The organism is Erwinia sp. TECH1 (genome assembly GCF_054057575.1).
Window position 1 is genome coordinate 2,134,994 of the sequence record NZ_JBSRZK010000001.1, and the last position, 17,054, is coordinate 2,152,047.

14 protein-coding genes are annotated in these 17,054 nt (G+C 47.9%); 7 read left to right on the top strand and 7 right to left on the bottom strand.

What is annotated here, in order from left to right; all coding sequences use genetic code 11:
• Positions 1 to 15: 15 nt before the first annotated feature.
• The gene (locus ACVWZ0_RS10085) at positions 16 to 855 is read left to right on the top strand and encodes an N-acyl homoserine lactonase family protein (protein ID WP_253454412.1); all 840 of its coding nucleotides are present in this window, start codon (positions 16 to 18) and stop codon (positions 853 to 855) included.
• Between the two features lie 182 nt (positions 856 to 1,037).
• On the opposite strand, the gene ACVWZ0_RS10090 is transcribed toward ACVWZ0_RS10085, so the two are convergent.
• Positions 1,038 to 2,492: an MFS transporter gene (locus tag ACVWZ0_RS10090; RefSeq protein WP_253454411.1), complete on the bottom strand. Its 1,455-nt coding sequence runs from the start codon at positions 2,490 to 2,492 to the stop codon at positions 1,038 to 1,040.
• 102 nt (positions 2,493 to 2,594) lie between these two features.
• Between ACVWZ0_RS10090 and ACVWZ0_RS10095 the strand changes: the two genes are divergently transcribed.
• A complete protein-coding gene (locus tag ACVWZ0_RS10095; RefSeq protein ID WP_253454410.1) occupies positions 2,595 to 3,398 on the top strand; it encodes a helix-turn-helix transcriptional regulator in 804 nt (267 codons plus the stop codon).
• A 232-nt stretch (positions 3,399 to 3,630) separates the two neighbouring features.
• Here the strand turns inward: ACVWZ0_RS10095 and ACVWZ0_RS10100 are convergent, their stop codons facing one another.
• Complete coding sequence (locus ACVWZ0_RS10100) at positions 3,631 to 4,224, bottom strand: PDC sensor domain-containing protein (RefSeq protein WP_253454409.1); 594 nt, start codon at positions 4,222 to 4,224, stop codon at positions 3,631 to 3,633.
• A 455-nt stretch (positions 4,225 to 4,679) separates the two neighbouring features.
• Between ACVWZ0_RS10100 and ACVWZ0_RS10105 the strand changes: the two genes are divergently transcribed.
• Genes ACVWZ0_RS10105 through ACVWZ0_RS10115 form a run of 3 tightly spaced genes read left to right on the top strand, consistent with a single transcriptional unit; the run spans position 4,680 to position 8,275 of the window.
• On the top strand, positions 4,680 to 5,831 hold the full coding sequence (locus ACVWZ0_RS10105) for an MFS transporter (RefSeq protein WP_253454408.1): 1,152 nt from the start codon (positions 4,680 to 4,682) through the stop codon (positions 5,829 to 5,831).
• Complete coding sequence (locus ACVWZ0_RS10110) at positions 5,792 to 7,018, top strand: aminotransferase class I/II-fold pyridoxal phosphate-dependent enzyme (protein WP_253454407.1); 1,227 nt, start codon at positions 5,792 to 5,794, stop codon at positions 7,016 to 7,018. The genes ACVWZ0_RS10105 and ACVWZ0_RS10110 overlap by 40 nt, the downstream gene beginning before the upstream one ends.
• A gap of 45 nt (positions 7,019 to 7,063) precedes the next feature.
• Positions 7,064 to 8,275 (top strand): aromatic amino acid transport family protein, encoded by a 1,212-nt coding sequence (locus tag ACVWZ0_RS10115; RefSeq protein ID WP_253454406.1) that lies wholly within the window; start codon positions 7,064 to 7,066, stop codon positions 8,273 to 8,275.
• A 284-nt stretch (positions 8,276 to 8,559) separates the two neighbouring features.
• Here the strand turns inward: ACVWZ0_RS10115 and ACVWZ0_RS10120 are convergent, their stop codons facing one another.
• The gene (locus ACVWZ0_RS10120; RefSeq protein WP_253461003.1) at positions 8,560 to 9,393 is read right to left on the bottom strand and encodes an oxidoreductase; all 834 of its coding nucleotides are present in this window, start codon (positions 9,391 to 9,393) and stop codon (positions 8,560 to 8,562) included.
• A 105-nt stretch (positions 9,394 to 9,498) separates the two neighbouring features.
• Between ACVWZ0_RS10120 and ACVWZ0_RS10125 the strand changes: the two genes are divergently transcribed.
• Positions 9,499 to 10,419, top strand: coding sequence for an AraC family transcriptional regulator (locus ACVWZ0_RS10125; protein WP_253454405.1), 921 nt, complete (start codon positions 9,499 to 9,501; stop codon positions 10,417 to 10,419).
• Between the two features lie 271 nt (positions 10,420 to 10,690).
• Here the strand turns inward: ACVWZ0_RS10125 and ACVWZ0_RS10130 are convergent, their stop codons facing one another.
• Entirely contained in the window at positions 10,691 to 11,572 is an 882-nt protein-coding gene (locus tag ACVWZ0_RS10130; protein ID WP_253454404.1) for a LysR family transcriptional regulator, read from the bottom strand.
• Positions 11,573 to 11,672: 100 nt separating this feature from the next.
• On the opposite strand from ACVWZ0_RS10130, the gene ACVWZ0_RS10135 reads away from it, so the two are divergent.
• Positions 11,673 to 12,230, top strand: coding sequence for an FAD-dependent oxidoreductase (locus ACVWZ0_RS10135; protein ID WP_456784003.1), 558 nt, complete (start codon positions 11,673 to 11,675; stop codon positions 12,228 to 12,230).
• A 1-nt stretch (position 12,231) separates the two neighbouring features.
• Here the strand turns inward: ACVWZ0_RS10135 and ACVWZ0_RS10140 are convergent.
• The 3 genes from ACVWZ0_RS10140 to ACVWZ0_RS10150 all read right to left on the bottom strand — a co-directional run bounded on the left by ACVWZ0_RS10140 (position 12,232) and on the right by ACVWZ0_RS10150 (position 16,989).
• Positions 12,232 to 13,379 (bottom strand): IS3 family transposase gene (locus ACVWZ0_RS10140; RefSeq protein ID WP_253454402.1). Its coding sequence is split into 2 segments (ribosomal slippage): positions 12,232 to 13,142 and positions 13,142 to 13,379, totalling 1,149 coding nucleotides; the frame shifts between segments, so codons are not numbered across the junction.
• Positions 13,380 to 13,589: 210 nt separating this feature from the next.
• Positions 13,590 to 15,710 carry a peptidase domain-containing ABC transporter gene (locus tag ACVWZ0_RS10145; RefSeq protein WP_253454401.1) on the bottom strand — a complete coding sequence of 707 codons (2,121 nt, stop codon included), beginning with the start codon at positions 15,708 to 15,710 and terminating at the stop codon, positions 13,590 to 13,592.
• Positions 15,703 to 16,989, bottom strand: a complete 1,287-nt coding sequence (locus tag ACVWZ0_RS10150) for an HlyD family secretion protein (RefSeq protein ID WP_253454400.1) — start codon at positions 16,987 to 16,989, stop codon at positions 15,703 to 15,705. Before ACVWZ0_RS10150 ends, ACVWZ0_RS10145 begins: the two co-directional genes overlap by 8 nt.
• Between the last annotated feature and the right edge of the window lie 65 nt (positions 16,990 to 17,054).

Genomic DNA, 17,054 nt, shown 5'->3' on the forward strand with positions numbered 1-17,054 from the left:
CGTTAAGAGGATGACATGAAAATACATTGCCTGCAAACCGGAGACGTCCAGATTAAAAGCCGGCATCAACTGGCACGTTACGAGGCTCGTCCTGCCCGTGTAGTCGATGTCCTGACAGACAAAGACTGGAGTCCTCGTCTTCCGATCGGATGCTGGCTGATTGAACATCCGGAAGGGCTTATCTTAGTAGATACGGGCGAAAGCTCACACGCAAACGATCCCGGATATCAACCCTGGTGGCACCCATTTATGCAGAAGTGCGAGAGAAGATGGGTCAAACCTGAAGAAGAAGTGAATGCAGGAATTCAGGCACTTGGATTCAATCTGCGGGAGATAAGATGGGTGATAATGACGCATATGCACGGCGATCACGCAGGAGGAATCGGGCACTTTCCTGACAGTGAGATAATCCTGAGCAAAAAAGAGGCGCATGACGCCCTTGCATGGAGTGGGCCAGTGCAGGGTTTCCTTAACATGCATTATCCCAAATGGCTTAAACCGACCATCACTACACATGATGACGGGCCGTTCGAGAGTTTTGACAGAAGCATGGTAGTAACGAAAGACGGCGCAGTAAGAATTGTTCCAACCCCGGGACATACTCTTGGGCACCAGTCAGTCGTGGTAGATACAGGCACTCACTATGTGTTGATCGCAGGGGATGCTGCGTATCAGGAAAGCTATATGCTGGAAGGCCGCATTGATGGTGTTGCAGTTAATGCAAAGTTACATCACGACTCAACCCGCAGAATGCGTGAACTCTGTAAACGTAAACCAACCATTACTCAGTTCGCCCATGATTGTGATAGTGCAAAACGCCTTGAACAGAAAATATTCACTATTGTCAGCGACTAGTTGATGTCTCGTGTGGCTCAGTATCAAAAATGCAGATGTCTCATGAGCACGTCCGCTTCTGGCACAAAGCGGACGGTAGGCGCTAAAGGTCTGCTATGAGCGAAAAGCGGACATCATTCTTATGAAGACCTGACCAATCGATCCGTTTCTGCCAGCCTCAAGAGGCCGCTGATGAAATCAGGTCAATTTTCTGTCCGTTGCATTTTTTTTAAAATCAGCAATAACAGGCAGATTAATGCTGCCGCAGCGAGGTTGTACAGCATCCCGGCAACAAACGCGGAAGCATACTGCCCAGCTTGTGACAGGTCAGTCGTTTTTGAAAGAGCACCATTAAACAGAATGCCAACGACGGCTACGCCCAGAGCAGCCCCGATTTGCTGGACTGTCGAGATAACTCCAGCTGCCATGCCAGATTTCGCTTCTTCAACAAAACCCAATACCAGGTTCAGTAATGGCGTCATAATATAACCTTGGCCAGCACCGACCATAATAAGTGCCGGAATTAACTGCACTGGTTTCAATTCTGATCCTGACATCCATACCTGAAAAATCATTATTGCAATGAAGACCGCATAGATTAACGCGCCAAAAAAAAGCGTATATGTTCCCCATCTGGCAACCAGTCGTGGCGCAGCCAGGGATGCAAGAACAAAACCGACGCTACAGGGCGCAAAGATACTTCCTGCCTTGAAGGCATCCAGACCCAGCCCCGTCTGTACCAGTAAAGCAAAACAGAGAAAGAATGAACTTGAGGTAGAGTAAACCAACAGCACCAGCATCGTTCCCAGCGAGAAATAGCCATTCGCCATCAGCCGCATATCTACCAGTGGCCACTTGCCTGCCATTCGACGTTGCTCCTGTTGCCGATAAAAGAGCACCAGTAAAGCCAGTGCTATACCTGGTGCCCAGCGGCTCCATTCAGGCCAGCCCTGAACTGGTCCTTCTATTAACGGAACCAACACCAGCACCAGTCCGCAGCTGACCAACAGTACGCCTGTCCAGTCCAGTAGCGGTCTCTGCGGGGCACGGGATTCGGGAATTGATCGTGCTGCAAGAATGGCGAAGACTCCAACTGGCAGATTAATAAGAAAAATGCTGCGCCAGCTAAGACCGAACAAGTCCGCCTGTACCAGCCATCCGCCCAGCACCTGACCGGCAATAGCGGCTAGCCCCAGCGTCATCCCCAGCAAGCCAAAGGCTTTGCGCCGGTCATTATCCTCAAAGTTAACGCGAATAGAGGCATAAACCTGCGGGAACAATAATGCTGCAGCCAGCCCCTGCAAAATCCGGGCGCAGATAAGATAATCAGTCCCTGGCGCCAGACCACAAAAAGCCGAGGCCAGCGTAAAGCCAGCCATACCAGCAATGAATAATCGACGGCGGCCAAACATGTCCCCCAGTCGACCACCGGTAATCAACAAAACGCCAAAGGCGAGTTCATACCCGGCGACAATAAGCCCAATCTGCGCAAAATTCGCGCCCAGCCCGGTCTGGATACTGGGGATGGCGACGTTAACAACAAACAGATCAAAGATGGTAACAAATCCTGCAAGGAGTAATACGGACAAACCGGCCCAGGGAGGCGTTTTACAAGAAACATGTTTGGAAGATAGGGTAAGACCGGGAGATGAACTCATATTGCATATCCAGTGTAAGAAAGTATGCAACGATTCTCTTCTTCTCTTTAAACCATTACAATTTAACGCTTTATACTATTACTTTAAGCAATGAGATAAGCGATGCGGACCCTGAATCGATCACGTACTGACCTGGCCGCCTTCCTGCGGGCGCATCGGGAACGCCTTTCACCTGCCGAGGCAGGGCTTCCCAGCGGAACCCGGCGTCGGACGCCAGGCCTTCGACGTGAAGAAGTCGCGGCACTTGCAGGCGTCGGCCTTACCTGGTACACATGGCTTGAGCAGGGCCGGGATATTGGCGTGTCGTCCAACTTTCTGGATAATCTGGCGCGGGTACTGAAACTGGATGCCGCTGAACGCCGACACCTGTTTATGCTTGCACATGAGCGCCCTCCGGCCGAACCTGGAAAAACCTGGTGCGTACTGCCGCCACTTGTGCGGCGCCTGATGCACGATCTTCCGCACCCTGCTTTTGTGCTCAATCTGCGCTGGGACGTTCTGGGTTTTAATGCATTAGCCGACGAACTATTTAATTTTGGCAGTCATGTACCCGAGTGGCGTAACCTTCTCTGGCTACTTTTCACCGATTGCGCTCTTCAGAAACGAGTCGTTGCCTGGCATGAACAGGCTCCCCTGATGCTGTCAAGCTTTCGCCGTGATTTCACTCGCGCCAGCCAAAGTACGGATATACCTGAACTGGTAAATAAGCTGGAACATGTCTCGCCAGAGTTCAAAGTCTGGTGGCGACAACATCAGGTTCACGCGCCATGCAATGGAATCCGTCATTTGCTGATAGAGGAACAGCCTGTGCCTTTTGAATTTACGTCACTAACTGTGGATGAAGATCGACATTTGAGGTTGGTAGTGTATGCGCGACAAGAAGAAGATGCTGAACGTCCTGATTAGCCATTTAACAGGGACAAAAATTCTCGCGCCGCGCTATGGCTGGCATGCATTATAAGGGGCCGCTTCTGGCACAAAGCGGACATCGTCTTATGCAGCAGTCAGCTCTGTGCCGGTAGCGCATTTACCAGCGATAAATATGCGAACAGAATCGGCAATAATGAAAGACAGGTCTCAATAAGTGGGGACAAATCTTCCCAGCGCCGGACAGCATGCCCTTACCCGGAAAACCATTTTAACTCATGTCATGAATGCGGTTACGGTCGTTGCTTTTCGCCTTATAAAGCGCCCTGTCAGCCTGCTGCTTAAGACGGTCAGCCTGGTCTGCCTGGCCGTCAGAAAGTTCAAGCTGGTTTCTGACGTTAGCCTTTACCTGCCGGAGCACAAACATACCCATGCCGGTAATCATTACAAGCAACACGAGGTTCAGCACAACGTCGGCAGCGTTGGCAGAGAACCACGCCGTCCTGATTGCATCACGGTCATATCCCGCCGTGACTATCAGGGGATACTGCTCAAGACGGGCGTAGCCATATACCCGCTCGACGCCGTCCAGTGCTGAACGCCACGTAGCGCTGCCACTGGCTGACGTTTTCAGGACCGTTGTGAACAGCGGGCTGGAGGAAAGGCTGCGGTTAATGGGCGTGTCCGGAAAAGGGCGTATATACAACACGGAGGTGTCAACCAGTATCAGCGCCAGGACGTCGCGTTCATGCAGCGTATAGTAACTGTAGAACTGCCGGAAGTAGTCAACCCTTACCATAGCCAGCGCGATGCCGGCGAAACGACCTGCCTCATCATTCAGGCGCACCGCATCAGATAACCTCATTTAATATATGAGGCGCTACCAGTCAACAGTTCCATCTTCATTTGTTATAAAAATGTCACATAAAAGTGTAAAGTTAACAAATCACTTTTTTAGCAGATTCCTATCTGTCATGTGGTTAAAAACCGATCACGATTTTATCATCTATCGTTATTGCTGGGTTTGCGGTGAATGATTCTTAATTCTTTCCTTTCAGTAGCACTATCTGTGTAATCATTATTTTACAAATAGATTTCTAACCGGAATTAAATTGTTTTTTTCGTGAACAGAATACCTTAAAGAGTTGATCATTAATCGTGCAGTTAATTAATATGTTATTGATTTTAATATTATTTTTATTTAAAGGAGGTTTTTTTTAGCTGAACGCTGTATAGCACTATGATTACATAAGATAAATTGATATTTATAAGTTGTTTTGATAGCTTGGTTGCTCTTTAGAGCTTAAGCTAATTTTGATTATGAACCGAGTGTATTTATATCTTGTAATGGCTGCATCTGTGTCAGCTCTGGCTACCGACATGATTGTTCCGGCTCTGCCAGATCTGCAAAAAGTTTTTCAGGTTGATTATTCGCTTATTCAGCTTTCGGTCAGCGGGTTTCTTATCATTTATGCTATCAGCCAGTTATGTGTAGGCTTTGTAAGTGAAAGGTTAGGAAAAATAAAAACGATAACGGCAGGTTTTATCGTTTTTTCAGCAGGTAGCCTGCTGTGCTATATGGCTGAAAATATCTATTTACTTATGGCAGGAAGATTTATACAGGCCGTGGGTGCTGGCGCAGGACCGGTATTATCCAGAGCTATCGCAAAAGATAGTTTTCCAGCTGAAAGCTTAAAAAAAGCCCTATCTGACATTTCCTCTGCCAGTGCTATAGTTCCTCTGCTCGCACCGCTCGCGGGCGGAGCAATGCTGGGTTATGTAAGCTGGAACTACATATTTTTAACGATGTTCATTTTTGGAATAATCACGGTCATTCTTGCTCCGAAAAGTTTACCTGGTTCAGGAGAGAAGCCTGAAGAATATAACGGCAGCTTTATGACAACCGAATTTTTTTCGGGGACAGCTTTGGTTTCCTTGATTCTGAGTTCGCTTTTTTGTTTTATTACGTTGACGCCTGTAATTTTTATTGAAAATTTAAAGTTTACGCCTTTTCAATACTCACTGGTCTTTTCACTTTCTGTTCTTTTTTTCATAGCAGGAAATCAGGCTTCAAAGCTTAACGCATTCACAAATCCATTTTTACTTTTTGGAATCAATGCACTGTCATTAGTTCCTTTGATTATCGGAAATCCTGATCCAGTTTTATATTTACTCTCTGCCATTGTGTTCAATTTTACATTAGGTGCATATTACCCAGTCGCTCATTTCACCGCATTGCAGATTAAAGGTAATAAAACGGGAGTAGCTTCATCATTGACCGGATTTACGCAAACTGTCTGTGCAGGTGTTATTAGTTATTGTGTAACAAAATCTACTTCTTTAGGGATTGGATTTGAAAAAGTGATGGGGTTAAGTGGATTAGCCCTGGCGATTTTGTCATTACTGGTAGTTAGCTATTTAAGGAGAGCGAAGTGCAGAACTGGCAAAGAAACAAAATTGAGAAATCTGTAAAATATCAAACACGTGTTTTTTCGGAAAACATCAATGAGTTGATTGTCACTGAAAGAGAGGGAAAAAAAATCAGACTCGATGATGGAAGGGAAATGATCGAGTTTGTGTCCTGCTCTTATCTTGGTATCGAAACGCACAAAAAACTTAAAGTGGCTGTATATGAAGCAATGGAGCGTTTTGGCGTACAACTTTCGGTGGCAAGAACGCGAATTAAGCCAGACATTTTTAGGGATACTGAAAGTAAACTAAGCGCCATCATGAAAGGTGCATGCACCCTTACTTTCAATGCGGTGACGCCATGTCATATCGCGGTTTTGCCATTACTGGCATCAGGGGCATTGCCAAAATACACTTTTAGCAATAAACCTTATTTCATACTTGAAAAAACAGCGCACGCTACCTTGCAAATTAATCGGGGGCTGTTGCAGCAATTTGGCGATGTGGCGCGTATAGATTTCCAGGATCACAAAAAAATTGAAGAGGCATTTAAGTTTGCCTATGATAATGGCCTTACGCCGATATCTATCTCTGACAGTGTAGGCTCTATGGGCGGCGTGGCGCCGGTTAAGTTTCTGACGAAGTTAATTAGTCAGTATAATGGTTATGCTTATATTGATGACGCTCATGGAACCTCTATCTTCGGTGAAAACGGCTCCGGTTATGTAATGGAATGCCTCGACAATAAGCTGGACGACAGGATTATTATTGCGGGATCGCTGTCTAAAGCTTTTGGTTCGCATGGAGGATTTATTGCATGCAACTTCGAGGAAACGATTAAATTCATTAAAACCTACGGGACCACGTACGCATTTGGCGGTCCTCCTAGCTTGCCGGGAATGGCGGCATGCCTGGCCGCTGCTGACCTACACCTTGATGGCACCGTTGCCAGGAGACAGGTGCAGTTGCAGGACGTTATCGCATATTTTGATGAAAAATTTGCTGATACTGACGTCATCAACAGAGGGACAAGAATGCCGATACGAGGTATTCTCATCGGTAATGAAGATACCGCAATCACGATGTGTAAGAAGATGCACCAACATGGATTCGCTACTACTGTGGCGATGTTCCCTACGGTCGCAGAGGGGAATGCCATACTGAGGTGTGCTATTTCAGCATTACATGAAAAAGAACATATCGATCGTTTTCACAACTGTTTTAAACTAGCCTATAACGAAGTAATGTAGTCTGTCTTTTGCCCGGCCTTTGCCGGGCATTATGAGAAATGGAATATGATGAAAAATATTGCCGGGCTCAGCCATGGAACAACCTTAGTGGTTGCAACGATAGTGGGTGGAGGCATGTTTGCGCTTCCTCTGGCTCTTGAAAATGTATGGTTTACAAAAGGGGTAATCACGTTATCGATCTCAGCATTTTTCATGCTTCTAACCGGATTAATGCTGGTTGATGTAAATTTGCGATTTCCTTCCGGGACAAGCTTTCATACTTTTACAAAGGATCTTCTGGGCCACAGGATCAGCGTGATCGTTAATGCAAGCTTTCTGTTTGTTCTCTATGTAATCACTTATGCTTATATCTCTGGCGCATCGTCTGCCTTTTCCGGGGTGCTTAATAAATTATTTGGCATTAATGGAGCGACATGGTCTGTTTTGTTAATCACTTTTCTGGTTTCATCTCTGATTTACATGGGTGGGTCGACAGCAAATTACGTTATTTCATTTTTCGTTGCAGCAAAATTTATAACTTTTTTCCTAGCCACCGGTAGTTTGCTTGAAAGTGTCAAACTTCAATATTTAACTGACAACCCCGAATTAAATGGCGTCTCTTCGTTTATTTTAATCATTCCAGTCTGCATTATATCCTTTGGGTTTCATGGAAGTATTCCCTCGCTCATCAAAATTTATGGTCGGACTAATTATAAAAAGGTTGTTGGAAGCTTATGTGCAGGCGTATTTATTTCGGCATTCATCTACTATTACTGGTTAACCCTATCTATGGGTGTGGTTGATAAGGCCACCTTTGCAGAAATCAAGCGTTCCGGCGGTAATATAGGTCCTTTCATCAGAATGATTGAAGGCGCGAAAGCGGTAGCATCAATGGAAGTGATACTGGTTTTTTTCGCAATGTTTGCCATATTATCTTCTTTGCTCTCAGCTTCGTTAGGTTTGTGTGATTACTTTCGTGACTTATTGAAAAACCGGATGGTAAAGAAAAATGAAATGTTACCTGTTCTTTTGACGTATTTACCTCCGGCTCTGTTTTGTATTATCAAGCCTGATGGTTTTCTGCTTGCCATTTCCTATGCTGGCATAGCACTTGTTATATGGGCAGTGTTACTCCCGCCGGTTTTACTTCTTGTCGCCCGAAAAAAAGGCGTGGCTGCGACCTATCATTTTCCTTTGAGCGATAATACATTAAAGTTATTTTTGATGGTGGGTACTTTGATGTGGATTTTCATGGTGGCAGAAGTTTTTATCAACTGACAGCATACGCTGCCATTAACACTGGTTAGCTGTCCCCGGAATTAAACACAACATCTATCACACCATCTCGATTCACAAACGTCCGCTTTTGGCACAAAGCGGATTAACTTCAGATTAATGTCTGCTATGAGCGAAGAGCGGAAATTGATTTCACCGCAAGCCTGGAAGCTCTGAAAGTAAAAAAGCTGAACTGCAAGGGCATCAGCACGATGCCCGAGCGAAATGAGCGCTTGTGCGACCCACCATAATCCATTATCCAGTATGCTCTCTGTCTCAGCAGCTGATCAGCCGTCCGTTGAACGTGTTATTTCTTCCCATTGTTCTATTTCCTTACCTAATGCCGCGAGCTTTTGTCGCACTAAACTTAATGCATCACTGCCTAACAATAAATGCGTTGGTGGGTTCTGACTCTCAATTATTGCCAGCATGGCGTGTGCGGCCTTAACGGGATCGCCGGGTTGGTTACCGCTTTTTTCCTCACGTGCCTGACGAATCGGATCAAATAAAGCGTCGTAGTCCGAGATGCTGCGAGCGCTGCGTACCATCGATCGTCCGGCCCAGTCGGTGCGAAACGAGCCAGGTGCCACGGCGGTCACATATATGTTGAACAGGGCAAGTTCTTTGCTTAACGTTTCTGATATTCCTTCTAGTGCAAATTTGCTGCCGCAGTAATAACTGATGCCGGGCATGGTAATGAAACTGCCCATCGAGGCGATATTAATAATATGGCCGTGACGGCGCTGGCGCATGCCCGGTAGCATGGCTTTGATCATCGCCACTGCGCCAAACACATTGACTTCAAACTGGCGGCGCATCTCTGCGAGCGACGATTCTTCCATTATGCCTTCATGGCCGTAACCGGCATTGTTCACCAGCACATCAACCGGACCGACGGTAGACTCAATCTCCGCAACCACCTCATCAATACGCTCAAAGTCCGTGATATCAAGCAGACGGCCGAAAGCCCGCTGCGAATTAAGTGCCTCGAAAGCCTGCTGTGCTTCGCGGCTGCGCACGGTACCGATGACCCGATGGCCTGTGGCGAGGGCTTCCTGCGCCAGTGCACGGCCAAAGCCACTGCTGACGCCGGTGATTAAAATCGTTTTTGCAGATGTCATAAAAAGAACTCCCATGAACAGTGAAGTTTGCATGGTATTCTACGTTCTGCCACATTTTTAGGCCGTATCTTCTCTTTTTCTTGCCTGATTTTATGAGGTGCTGTGATGCCCGGGATGATTACCTTAGTTAAAGCACTTGCGGCGCAGGAGGGGTACAACCTTACTGCGTTGCCTGATGTGCGAATTTTGCGTGCCGATCGCCCACTTGCCAGAACGCCTGTGCTTTACGATCCGGGGATTGTGATTGTCTGCCAGGGTAGCAAACGCGGCTATTTTGGTCAGCAGACCTATTTATATGATGAACAGCACTACCTGGCGGTTTCGGTGCCGGTGCCGTTTGTGATGGAAACCGACGCTTCCGCAGAACATCCGTTACTGGCGATTTATATGCATCTGGATTTTCAGTTGGCCGCTGAACTGATGTTGCAGATTGAACAGCATGACGCCCGACATCCTCCAGCCGCGCCGCAAAGCATGATGTCGAGCCCAATGGACGACGCGGTAAAAACGGCCGTGCTGCGCTTGCTTGAAGTCCTGAACAATCCGCTTGAATCGGCGATCCTCGGTCCTGCGCGGGTACGTGAGCTCTATTTCCGCGTATTAACGGGCGCACAGGGAAATGCAATGCGCGCCGCGCTGACCTTGCAAGGGCAGTTCGGCAAAATCGGTAAAGTGCTACAGCGCATCCATGCCACTTACCCTGAGCCGCTAACGCTGACGCAACTGGCGATGGAAGCCGGAATGAGTGTGCCGACGTTTCACGGCCATTTTAAAGCAATAACCCGGATGCCGCCGATGCAGTATGTAAAATCGGTACGCCTGCACCAGGCGCGGATGTTAATGGTACGTCAGCAGATCACTGCCGCCGCCGCGAGTTACGCCGTCGGCTATGAAAGTCCGTCGCAATTTAATCGCGAGTTTAAACGCCTGTTTGGTCTGCCACCCGCAGAGGAGATTAAACGCATGCAGCGTTACTTCGCCGTTCCGCCTGTACAGCAAGCGTCAATATTTGTTTCATCGCATTAAGGCTTATTTGCCTGAATATACCATGAAGTATGAAAGGTCTGCTTCTGGCACAAAGCGGGCTGACACGCAGACTGATGTCCGCTTTGAGCGAGAAGCAGACGTTCAGGCGGCACATTTAAATCGAGATGTTTTCAACAAAAGGCGTAAGTCAGCTTAGGGCAGCTATATGGAAAAAGCTTCGCCTTTAAAAAATTTCGCCAGCTTTTCTTTTCACGTGGTTCAATGTACTGGATTGCTTAGTCAATCATACTGCTCCCTTACTGGGTATACCCTAATGGGCAATAGCCCATTGCAGGTGTTCCAGAAATGCCTTCACTTTGACCTGTAGATATTTTCTGCCGGAATAGAGCGCGTATAGCACCAGATCTTCAGGTTCGAGATTACAGTTAATTTTAACAAGGGAGCCGTTGTTGATTTCTGATTCACAGGCATGAAGAGGCAAAATGGCGAAACCAAGTCCTTTTAGCGCCGCGGCCTTGGCCATCTGTCCACTGTTCACCTTGTAACTGGACTGCACCTGGACGGTTTGGTTCTGTTTGAATCGCCAAGGCATTCCCTGGAGCACCGACATACTCGTAATGCAGGGGATTTTGGTAAGTTCATCAACCGATTGTGGTGATGGATGACGTTCCAGAAGTTCGGGTGCGGCTACCACACAGCTCGGCCAGCGCAGAATTTCTCTAGCGACCCAGCAAGAATCTTCCAGTGGTCCACGTCCAAAGCGCAATACCAGATCGAATCCATCCAGTAGTCCCTCTGTTGGATCCAATTGTGTGTCACAACTGAGCTGTATTTGTGGATGCCGAATGCAGAAGTCAGCGAGAATGTCTGCCATGAATGGAAGGTCTGGTGTAATGATCTTCAGGTGGCCTGATAGTGAATCACCAAATAGTGATACTTCCTCCAGAGCATGATCCAAAGCGTGTGTGAGCGGCGTGATGGATTGATACAGCAGCTTCCCGGCTGCGGTTGGCATTATCTTACGCGTCGTGCGCTCCAGCAGCCGCACATGAAGTTGTTGTTCAAGTAAAGCGATATGTCGACTGACATTGGATGATGGCAACTGAAGCTGGTCTGCCGCGAGCTTAAAACTCAACTTTTCATAAACGGCCTGAAAGCAGATCAGCCACTGCATTTCTAATTTCTCAATCATTAATTATCCCAAAAAATGAGATTAACAAAACTATAATTCCATATTTATCACTAATCAGGTGGTCATTACAATTTCTATCAGGTTTTGTAATAGGGAGGAAATGATGACCAGAACTAAAAAAATTGCCATTGTAGGTGCTGGGGTTGCTGGAATGGCACTGGCTATCCTCGCAACCAAACAGGGCCATCAAGTCAGTCTGTTTGAACGTGGCAGCAACGTGTCTTTTATGGGAGCTGGTGTGACATTATGGCCCAATGCCATGTTCGTCATGCAGAAGATGGGACTGGACAAAAAGGTCATGCAAGTGGGTGGTACGCCATGCATGATGCGCCAGTTTGATCAGAATGGTCTCCTTCAGACGGAGTTCGATATTTTAGCAGTAAATTCACTGTGCAATTTTCCCAGTGTGACAGTTTTACGGCGTGAGCTGATGAGCTTACTGGCCGGTGCGTTAGATAATTTAGGTAGGGAGATTACGTTCAATTGTTCAATCACCGCAGCAGACGTGATGAAGTTGAGCCAAGAATTTGATCTGGTAGTTGGAGCCGACGGGCGTATGAATTCAATCGTCCGCCAGACATTGTATGCGGAGAAAGCCACTCCTCGTTACCATGGCTTTGTGAATGTAATAGGTGTGGGAATGAATCGCCACGGATAATCTAGACACTTCCGAACCGTTGATAATACTGGTTTTCATATTCTATCGGTGACATTTGATCGCTAGAACCATGCCGACGCTTACTGTTATAAAACATTTCGATGTAATCAAAAATATCGCTGCGGGCTTCTTCCCGCGTTCCGTAGATCTTTTTCTTTATCCGTTCGCGTTTCAACAACTGGAAAAAGCTTTCTGCAACCGCATTATCATGGCAGTTACCGCGACGGCTCATGCTGCCCTCCAGGCCGTGTGATTTCAGGAACGACTGCCACTCATGGCTTGTGTACTGACTGCCCTGATCCGAATGAACCAGCACCTGTTTTTGGGGATTACGCCGCCATACAGCCATCAGCAGTGCGTTCAGGACAATGTCCTTTGTCATCCGGGATTGCATGGACCAGCCGATAATTTTGCGTGAGAACAGATCAACAACCACGGCAAGATACAGCCAGCCTTCGTGGGTCCTGATGTAGGTTATGTCCGTTACCCAACGCTCATCCGGAGCATCCGGATTGAACTGTCGCTGGAGCCTGTTGGGCGACACGATACTGGCCTCGCCTTTACGTGCCCGCGGGCTCCGGTATCCGACCTGAGCCTTTATCCCGACACGTTTCATCAGTCGCCAGACTCTGTTCACTCCGCACTGTTGCCCGCTGTCCCGCAGATCCAAATGGATCTTGCGATAACCATAGACGCATCCCGATTCCAGCCAGAACTGTTTAATCTGTCCTGTCAGTCCCAGGTCTGCCTGATGGCGTGGTGAATGCGGCTGCTGAAGCCAGGCGTAAAAACCACTGGGATGAACATCCAGCACCCGACAGAGCAGGCGAACAGGCCAGCAACAGGTGTTGTCACGGATAAAGGCGTACCTCAGTCGGACAGCTTTGCGAAGTACGCCGCGGCTTTTTTTAATATGTCCCGTTCGTCGGTAACCCGCTTCAGCTCTTTCTGGAGACGGCGGATCTCGGCCTGAGCATCTGACTGTTCTTTATTAGTGGAAGAATCCGGACCGTACTTCTTTATCCATGCGTAAAGGCTGTGGGTAGTGATATCGAGACGTGTTGCAACGCTGGAAACAGAATGGCCACGATCGACAACCTGTTTGACTGCTTCAATTTTAAACTCTTCTGGATAACGCTTACCGCTCATGGGCACCTCTCTTTCAGCCATCTTAAATGACTCTGAGGTGTCTGTTAAACCCGTGGCGATTCAAAACAGAGTGAATAACGTTTGTGGACATATATAGTCAAAGCAACGGGGCCGGGTTATGGCTGAGGCGCACCGCAGCAGGGTGAGGAGCGAACAGCCAAAACCTGGCCCCGGTATATGAAGCCAGGCGGGCTTATGGCAGCCCCGGCATTAGATGCGTTTATGAACAACTGAAAGATTGATTACCCGATCGGCAGAGGCGATGGTGGAAGGCCGATGAGCGATGATGACACGGGTAATATTCAGGCCACGTATAGCCATATTGATCAGCGCTTCATTATGCTCGTCCAGATGACTTGTTGCCTCATCCATAAACAGTATGCCGGGCCGTCGATATAAAGCCCGGGCAATAAATATGCGCTGCCGTTGTCCGCCTGATAATCCTTCGCCAAGCTCCCCGGTTAGCGTATCGTAGCCCATAGGCAATGCCATAATGTCATCGTGAATGTGGCTGAGACGGGCGCACGCTTCAAGCCAGGCCTCATCAGGCATGTCACCGAACCCGGTAATATTTTCCCGCATTGACCCTGCGAACAAACGATCCTCCTGGAGAATGCAGGATACAGCCCGACGATAGCTTTCCACACCGCCTGCATAGATATCTTTACCATCAGCCAGAACGTTTCCTCCGGAAGGTGGCACAAGTCCACATAATATTTTCATAAGCGTGGTCTTACCACAACCTGAAGGTCCGGTAATAGCAACACTTTCTCCTGCACAAAGAGTAAGATTTAAATCCTGTAGCACAGGCGAAGACTGGGCATCATGACGGAACAAAAGTTCTTTCGCTTCCAGCACGATAGCTTTTCCAGGTTTAAATTGTTCCGTTAAGGGTGATATGGGTTCGGGCGTAGTATGCGCAATATCTGCGATCCGCTCGCCATGTAATGAAAGCATTCCTAATCGCAGGAACATCTCAGTGAGGGAAAGCGCCCGTCCCGTAAACATTTCTCTGAAGACGCCAAACGCTACAAATGCGCCTAATGAAAGACTGTGCGTCATCACGGCGCTGATACCCAGCCAGAGGATGACAATATTATCCAGGGCTCCGGTCAGCCCGCTAACTGCATTAAATAAAATATCAAAGCGGCGTCGGTTAACGCCGGCATTTGCAGCTTCAACTTCCAGCGTCAGCCAGTTGCGCCCACGCTGCGACGCCAGACCCTGTGCCCGGAGTGTGGCGATGCCCCAAAGCGACTCGCTAAAATGCGAAGCAGCCGTTGCATTTTTTATCAGTTGTTCCTCAGCCAGCTGGCGATAGCGGGGAAAAGTTATTAAACGCATTAAAACCGCTATCAGCACAAAGCCAACCACCACGCAACAAAGCAGAGGCCCCCCGTAAACCGCCAGCAAGATCAGTGAGCCAATCAACATAATGCCGTCAATGATGCTACCGGTAATATCGTGAACAAAGCTGTCCCGCAGAATGCCAAGTGAGGCAAAACGGGACTGTATATCCCCCATTCTCCTTTTTGAAAACCAGGGCAGGGGAAGCGACAATAAATGTCTTAATAATCCTTCTTTCCACTGTATGTCTGTCAAAGTGTCCGTAATCATCACAGTCCAGGAACGAAGCAAATTAAGACCTGTTTGCAGCAGAATTAGCATCCCTAAAGACAAACAAACCAGCTCCAGGAGCCCGCGATCGGAAGAGGGAACAACATGGTCGAGGGCAATCTGGGTACCTACCGGTAACAGCAGACTGATACATTCAGTCATAACAGACAGACAAAATACTTTAATCAACGCCGGGCCAAAACCGGTAATACCACGTATCAACTCTGTAGGTCTGACACGTGATGACTTTTTCTGGCGGCTAAAATTACGATCGGGCCATAACTCCAGCGCAGCACCAGTAAAGCTTTGCGACAGTGTCTGACTACTGACGGTTCGTCGGCCATATGCAGGATCATGGATAACAGCCTTGTCACCTTTGAGACTGACCAACACGATGAAATGACTGAAATCCCAGTGGAGCACACACGGCAATCGCAGTGCTGAAAGTTCTTCCAGATCCAGTGACAGTGCCCGCCCGGCCAGTCCAAGGTTGCCAGCAATGGCATGCAGGGTGCCCAGCGTTGCCCCACGTGAAGAGAGGCCGCTTTCACTGCGCAATGTAAACAAATCTGTATGATGACCATGCCAGCCTGCGATCATGGCCATACAGGCAAGTCCACACTCCGCAGCCTCGGTCTGAAGGATGAGGGGCACCCGACGACGAGGAGAAAAATTTAGACGTCTTTGAAGCCAGGCAAGTTTTTCGTTATCCATTAATTGCTCCGCGCGTGCTGTCCCGCATTTCATAAAGCGGCGACAGAACCCACTGCCATAGCCGGCGCTTTTCCAAAAAAAGCGTGCAGTCTGCCCGAAGCCCGTTGCCCGCTTTAAGACGTTGCCCCTGCCATACAAAATGTGTCACGTCAGGTGTGATGGTTAGTCTGTACCAGGTTTGTGGTATACCTGTATCAGCGCCGGGTGCGCTGGCCCAGTGCGAACGTTCCTGCATACCGGCAGGTGTGACCGAGACCTCTGCAATGCGGCCGGGAAATAACCCGAATTTTTCCGATGGAAAAGCGCTATAGCGAATATTGACCGGCGCGTCGGTTTTTATAAAGGGCAGGGCACTGTCCGGGATCCACATCACCAGTTCCCAGTGTGGTTTAACATCCGGAATAATTTGTGCCAGCGTATCGCCCGAACGGGTGCTTTGCCCCAATGTAAGACTGACCGTATCTACCCGACCATTAACCGGAGAGGTAATTAAAAGCGTGCCGGAAGCATCATCTTCTGTATTCTGACGAGCCAGTACACTCCGCTGCATTTCCATGCGAAATATTTCATTGTCAAAATCAGCTGCACGTGTGCGTATATCACCCTCAAGCGCAAGAACCTGTAATGCATTCTGCTCACGTTGACCGCTCAAAGTGAGATGATCATTTTGCTGCTGATAAAAAAGAGAGGTCTGCTGAGAAAGTTGATCGCGATTTATTAATCCTGCCTGCTGATAGCGCCGATAGCTTTCCATGTTTTGTTTCATCTCTTTCAGGCCTGAAGCTGCCTGTTTAAGAATTTTAGTGGAATGTTCAAATGCCGCAGCATAACTTGCCTTTTCCTGTTCAAGCGTGGCAAGAGTAATACGCCGGTTTTCACGAAGGCGCCCTATAATATCATCGACGATTCTAAGTTGTTCTTGTGTACTTTGTCTGTGTTGCACGCTGACCACACCCGAACGTGTTGTACGACTAATATCAATCTCATACAGCGGCTGTCCTTTTTTGACATTATCGCCTGGGCTAACAAATTTGTTTATAACAAAGCCCTGATCCGGAGACGCGACAGTAACAGGGCGAGGTACGGATGCAAGCTCACCACTTACGGTTACACGATGTGTATAACTACCAAAAGTAAGAAGGAGAGTAAGTGAGATAAGAAAAATGGCGGTAATAAGCAGATGTACCCATACTGGAAGTCCACGCACCAGCAGGGCTTTTCCTTTCCATACGTTAGTTCTGTGTGTAATAGCCGACTGCCGATAGAGAGATGAGTTCATGTTACCCTGCATGCCCCGAAAATCAGAGGGGTTTCCTGTCAGTAACAAACCGTATTATGCGGCAA